Source organism: Mycolicibacterium palauense (genome assembly GCF_002592005.1).
GTDB classification, from domain to species: domain Bacteria; phylum Actinomycetota; class Actinomycetes; order Mycobacteriales; family Mycobacteriaceae; genus Mycobacterium; species Mycobacterium palauense.
Genome location: NZ_NVQF01000168.1, coordinates 1 through 4394 on the forward strand (window position 1 = coordinate 1; position 4394 = coordinate 4394).

The window sequence follows — 4394 nt, forward strand, 5'->3', positions numbered from 1 at the left end:
GGCGTCCGATGTGTATACGGGCCAGCCCACCGGCGGCTCCGCTGCTGCCCCCGCCGCCGCCACCGGCCGACCTGCCTCCCCCGGTGCTGCCGGTGGTGCCGCCGCCGGCAGGTCCGGCGCCGGGCCCGGCCGAGCCGGTTCCCCCGGCCTGATCCGCGGATGCCCGTCCCGATGACCCCGCGGCGCTTCGACGAGCTGGTCTCCGAGGCGCTGGACCTCATCCCACAGAACCTGGCCGCCGCGATCGACAACGTCGTGGTGCTCGTGGAGGACCGTCATCCCGAGGACCCGGGCCTGCTCGGTCTGTACGAGGGCATCGCGCTGACCGAGCGCGACTCCAATTACGCGGGCTCGCTCCCGGACACGGTCACGATCTTCCGGGGCCCGCTGCTGGAGATGTGCGACTCCGAGGAGGCCGTGGTGGAGGAGGTCGCGATCACCGTGATCCACGAGATCGCCCACCATTTCGGCATCGACGACGACCGGCTGCACGAACTGGGCTGGGGCTGAGCGCGCCGGCGCCCCACCGCCGGGCCCTGCCGCTCGTTTCACCGGTCCCCGCCCACCGCGCAGCCACGCCCGGGTGCCTCCCGCACTGTGTCGGCGATCGGTGATAGGAACGGCACATGGAACCTCGCTGTCGTCTGTGCGCGGCCGGGTTGCAGCACTGTCACGGCACTCTCATCCGGCATTCGCTGGGTCATGCCGAGTGCACCGAAGACGGCTGCACCACTCCCGAAGCCGTCGTGCACACCTTCGTCATCGACTGCGACGCCGTCGGGTGTGACTGCGCTCAGCCCATCGGGTCGACGGTGGTCTTCGCCTCCTGAACCGGGTCCGGCGCCGGCTCGGGATAGAACGGCGGGGTCACCGATCCCCAATGCACGCAGCTCCAGCGCCCGTCGGTGATGGGCGCCAAGGTGATCGACTGGGTGTTGGGCAGATGGTGATCGAGGGCGAACCCGCCGTCGACGCCGGCCAGGAAGGCGGCCACCAGCCGGATCGCCGCGCCGTGGCTCACCACCACGATGTCGTCGGTCCATTCGTGGTCGTCGAGGTAGCGCATCCGCAGACCGGTGATCACCGGAACGTAGCGGTCGAGGACGTCGTCGCCGGATTCGCCGCCGGGCATGGCCACGCCGAGTTCGCCCTCGTGCCAGCGACGGTAGATCCGGTTGAACTCCTCGATGGCGGGTTCGTCGTTGCGGTTCTCCAGGTCACCGACCTGGACTTCGTGGATGCCGTCGAACTCCGTCGCCGAGACCCCGACCGTCGCGCCGATCTCCCCGGCGGTCTGCCGGGCGCGCACCGCGATCGAATGGGCCAGCAGCCCGGGCCGGCCCTGCTGGGAGCCGGCGAACCCCCGGGCCTGCTCGCGGCCCAGCGGCGTCAACTCGGCTCCGGGCGGCCGCGTGTCCAGCCGTTTCTCCACGTTGCCGTAGGACTGTCCGTGCCGCACCAGCACCAACCGCCCGCTCACGGCGCGGCCTCGCCCGTCACCATGTCCGCGCTGCCCCGACGCAGTCGGTCCAGCCACTGCGTCGCCTCGTCAGTTGCCTCATCCTGCGGGGGTAGCGCCCCCGCGGCCGACCCCGTCGGCCATGAACCCAGATACCGCACATCCCTACAACGACGGTGCAGCGCCTTGAGTGCCTCGGCGACCGCACCGTCGTCCAGGTGTCCCACGCAGTCCAGGAAGAACACGTAGGTGCCCAGCTCGACGCGTGTCGGGCGGGATTCGATGCGGGTCAGGTCGATGTCGCGGATGCCGAACTCGGCCAGCGCCGAGACCAGCGCGCCGGGCTCGTTGCTCAGCCGCAGCACCACGGAGGTGCGGTCGGCTCCGGTCCGCGGTGGCGGCGGGCCCGGCCGGCCGACCAGGACGAACCGGGTGCGCGCGTTGGCCTCGTCGACGACGCCCTCGGCGATGCTGGCCAGCCCGTAGTGTTCGGCCGCCAGCGCCGTGCTCACCCCCGCGTCGGCGCGCCCGGCCGCGACATCCTGCGCGGCGGCGGCGTTCGAGATCGCCGGGACCACCGACGCGGCCGGCAGGTGCTCGGCCAGCCAGTGCCGGACCTGTGCGGCCGCCACCGGGAAGGCCGCCACGGTGCGCACGTCCCCGGCGGTCACACCGGTGGCCAGCACGATGCTGAACGCGACGTCGAGGGTGAGTTCGGCGAAGATCTGCAGCGGGGATCCCATGGCCAGGCTGTCCAGCGTCGGCAGCACCGAACCCTCGATCGAATTCTCGATCGGCACACAGGCGTAGTCGGCGGCCCCGTCCCGCACGGCGGTCAGCGCCGCCGGTGTGCTGTCGGTGGGCACGGCGGCGGCCTCGCCCGCGGCGCCGGCCGGAGCAGGCACCAGGCCCGCGGCGGCCATCCGGATCAGCGCCGCTTCCGAGAAGGTCCCGGGCGGACCGAGATAGGCGATGCTGGTCACCCTTCGACCCTATCCGGAAAGCCTTGCGCGCCCGAGGTCATTCTAGTTAAGTTAGGCTTACCTCAGTACCGACGGAAGGTTCCTCCCATGGCCGTGGCGACGTGCACCGGACCGACAACCGCCGAACGAATCCGCAGCGCCTGCGTCCGCGCGGGCAGCGCCCTGCTCGCCCTCGAAGGCGCCGAGCCCGAGACGACCGCGGTGCACCACCTGCTGCCCGACGGCTCGTTCGCGATCACCGTCGCCTCGGGCGGCGTCGTGGCGGCGCGCCTGGCCGACCCGACGGCCGGCGAGGGCCCGCAGGCGGTTCTGGAGCTGACCGACTACGCGCCGTTGCCGTTGCGCGAGCCGGTGCGCTCGCTGGTGTGGATCCGGGGCCGGCTGTTCACGGTCCCCGCACCGGCCTCCCGCGACCTTCTGGACCTGATCGCGGCGGAGAATCCGAATCCCGCACTGCTGCAGGTCGGTACCGACCATGCGCTGCTGCGGTTGGAGATCGAGTCGGTCGTGGTCGCCGATTCCACCGGCGCCGAAGCGGTGGGCACCGCCGCGCTGCTGGCAGCCCTGCCGGACCCGTTCTGCGCCCTGGAGACCTGCTGGCTGCGCCACATCGACGCCGATCACCGCGACGTCGTCGCGCGGCTGGCCGCCAGGTTGCCCGCCCCCCTGCGCCGCGGACGCGTGCGTCCGCTCGGGTTGGATCGCTACGGGGTGCGGTTGCGCGTGGAGAGCGAGGACGGCGACCACGACGTGCGCCTGCCCTTCGGTAGGCCGGTGGACGACATCACCGGGCTGAGCCAGGCGATCCGCATCCTGATGGGATGCCCGTTCGTCAACGGGTTGCGCGCCCGCCGGAGCTGATACGCGCCGACTACCGTGGCAGCGTGACCGAGTCTGATCCCGGGCCGGGTCCCCGGCCCCCTCGCGGACCCGACTCGGACGCCGAACCCGGCGGCGGGACGGACCGATCCGCCCCCGCCGCGAACGACCTTCGGGCGCTGCGTATCGAAGTCGTCATCGTGCTGGCGGTGACATTCGGGATGAGCGCGGTGACCGCCACCCTGCAGCTCATCGACTTCGTCCTGCGCGGGCTGGCGGGACAGCAGGTCGCGCTCAACCCGCGCCGCTCCTACTTCGACGTGATCGACCTCGGGCTGAACCTGGCCGCCGTCGGGCAGCTGGTGGCCTGGGGCGCGCTGGCGGTCTACCTGCTCTGGCGCAGCGGATGGTCGCCGGCGTCGATCGGGCTGACCCGGTTCCGCCCGGGTGCCGACCTGCTCGGGGGCCTCGGACTGGCCGCGCTGATCGGCATTCCGGGTTTGGCGCTGTACCTGGCCGCCCGCGCGCTGGGACTGAGCGCATCGGTGGTGCCCACCGAACTCAGCGACACCTGGTGGCGAATTCCGGTGTTGATCCTGGCGGCCTTCGCCAACGGCTGGGCCGAGGAGGTCATCGTGGTCGGCTACCTGCTGACCCGGCTCGGCCAACTAGGGTTCGGGTCACGCACCAGCCTGCTGCTCTCCAGCCTGCTGCGCGGGGCCTACCACCTCTACCAGGGCTTCGGGGCGGGGCTCGGCAATCTCGCCATGGGGCTGGTCTTCGGGTACGTCTGGCAGCGCAGCGGGCGGCTGTGGCCCCTGATCCTGGCCCACGGTCTGATCGACACCGTCGCCTTCGTCGGCTATGCGCTCCTGGCCGGACGGCTCGGATGGCTCAGCTGAGCCCCACGCCGGGCGCGTAGCTACACCGCCCCGCCCGGCGGGCCACGTAAATTGACCTGGTGAACGACGACCGGCGCCCTCCCGCCGATGACCCACGCGCGCGGCGCGGGTCACTACCCGGGCCCGAGCCGTCGCAGGTGATCCGCCGGGATCCGGCGCACCGACCACCCCCGCCACCGCCGTACCGACCCGACCGACCACCGCCCTACCGCCCCGGCGGTCCACCGCCCC

At 72.1% G+C, this 4394-nt stretch carries 6 protein-coding genes; 4 read left to right on the top strand and 2 right to left on the bottom strand.

Going from position 1 to position 4394, the window contains the following annotated elements; genetic code table 11:
* Nucleotides 1-159 precede the first annotated feature (159 nt).
* Entirely contained in the window at nucleotides 160-510 is a 351-nt protein-coding gene (locus CSR00_RS29445; RefSeq protein WP_099025887.1) for a metallopeptidase family protein, read from the top strand.
* A gap of 116 nt (nucleotides 511-626) precedes the next feature.
* Complete coding sequence (locus CSR00_RS29450) at nucleotides 627-830, top strand: hypothetical protein (protein ID WP_099025888.1); 204 nt, start codon at nucleotides 627-629, stop codon at nucleotides 828-830.
* On the opposite strand, the gene CSR00_RS29455 is transcribed toward CSR00_RS29450, so the two are convergent.
* Both CSR00_RS29455 and pheA read right to left on the bottom strand, forming a co-directional pair.
* Nucleotides 794-1480: a histidine phosphatase family protein gene (locus CSR00_RS29455; RefSeq protein WP_099025889.1), complete on the bottom strand. Its 687-nt coding sequence runs from the start codon at nucleotides 1478-1480 to the stop codon at nucleotides 794-796. The two genes, CSR00_RS29450 and CSR00_RS29455, sit on opposite strands and share 37 nt — an antisense overlap.
* On the bottom strand, nucleotides 1477-2442 hold the full coding sequence (pheA, locus tag CSR00_RS29460; protein WP_099025890.1) for a prephenate dehydratase: 966 nt from the start codon (nucleotides 2440-2442) through the stop codon (nucleotides 1477-1479). Before pheA ends, CSR00_RS29455 begins: the two co-directional genes overlap by 4 nt.
* A gap of 87 nt (nucleotides 2443-2529) precedes the next feature.
* On the opposite strand from pheA, the gene CSR00_RS29465 reads away from it, so the two are divergent.
* Nucleotides 2530-3303: a DUF2470 domain-containing protein gene (locus CSR00_RS29465; protein ID WP_099025891.1), complete on the top strand. Its 774-nt coding sequence runs from the start codon at nucleotides 2530-2532 to the stop codon at nucleotides 3301-3303.
* 23 nt (nucleotides 3304-3326) lie between these two features.
* Nucleotides 3327-4163: a CPBP family intramembrane glutamic endopeptidase gene (locus CSR00_RS29470; protein ID WP_407662538.1), complete on the top strand. Its 837-nt coding sequence runs from the start codon at nucleotides 3327-3329 to the stop codon at nucleotides 4161-4163.
* The last annotated feature ends 231 nt before the right edge of the window (nucleotides 4164-4394 follow it).

What these genes read in the sequence shown, in the direction of transcription:
- CSR00_RS29450 (WP_099025888.1), top strand. Translation starts at nt 627, where the DNA reads ATGGAACCTCGCTGTCGTCTGTGCGCGGCCGGGTTGCAGCACTGTCAC.
- CSR00_RS29445 (WP_099025887.1), top strand. Translation starts at nt 160, where the DNA reads ATGCCCGTCCCGATGACCCCGCGGCGCTTCGACGAGCTGGTCTCCGAG.
- CSR00_RS29465 (WP_099025891.1), top strand. Translation starts at nt 2,530, where the DNA reads ATGGCCGTGGCGACGTGCACCGGACCGACAACCGCCGAACGAATCCGC.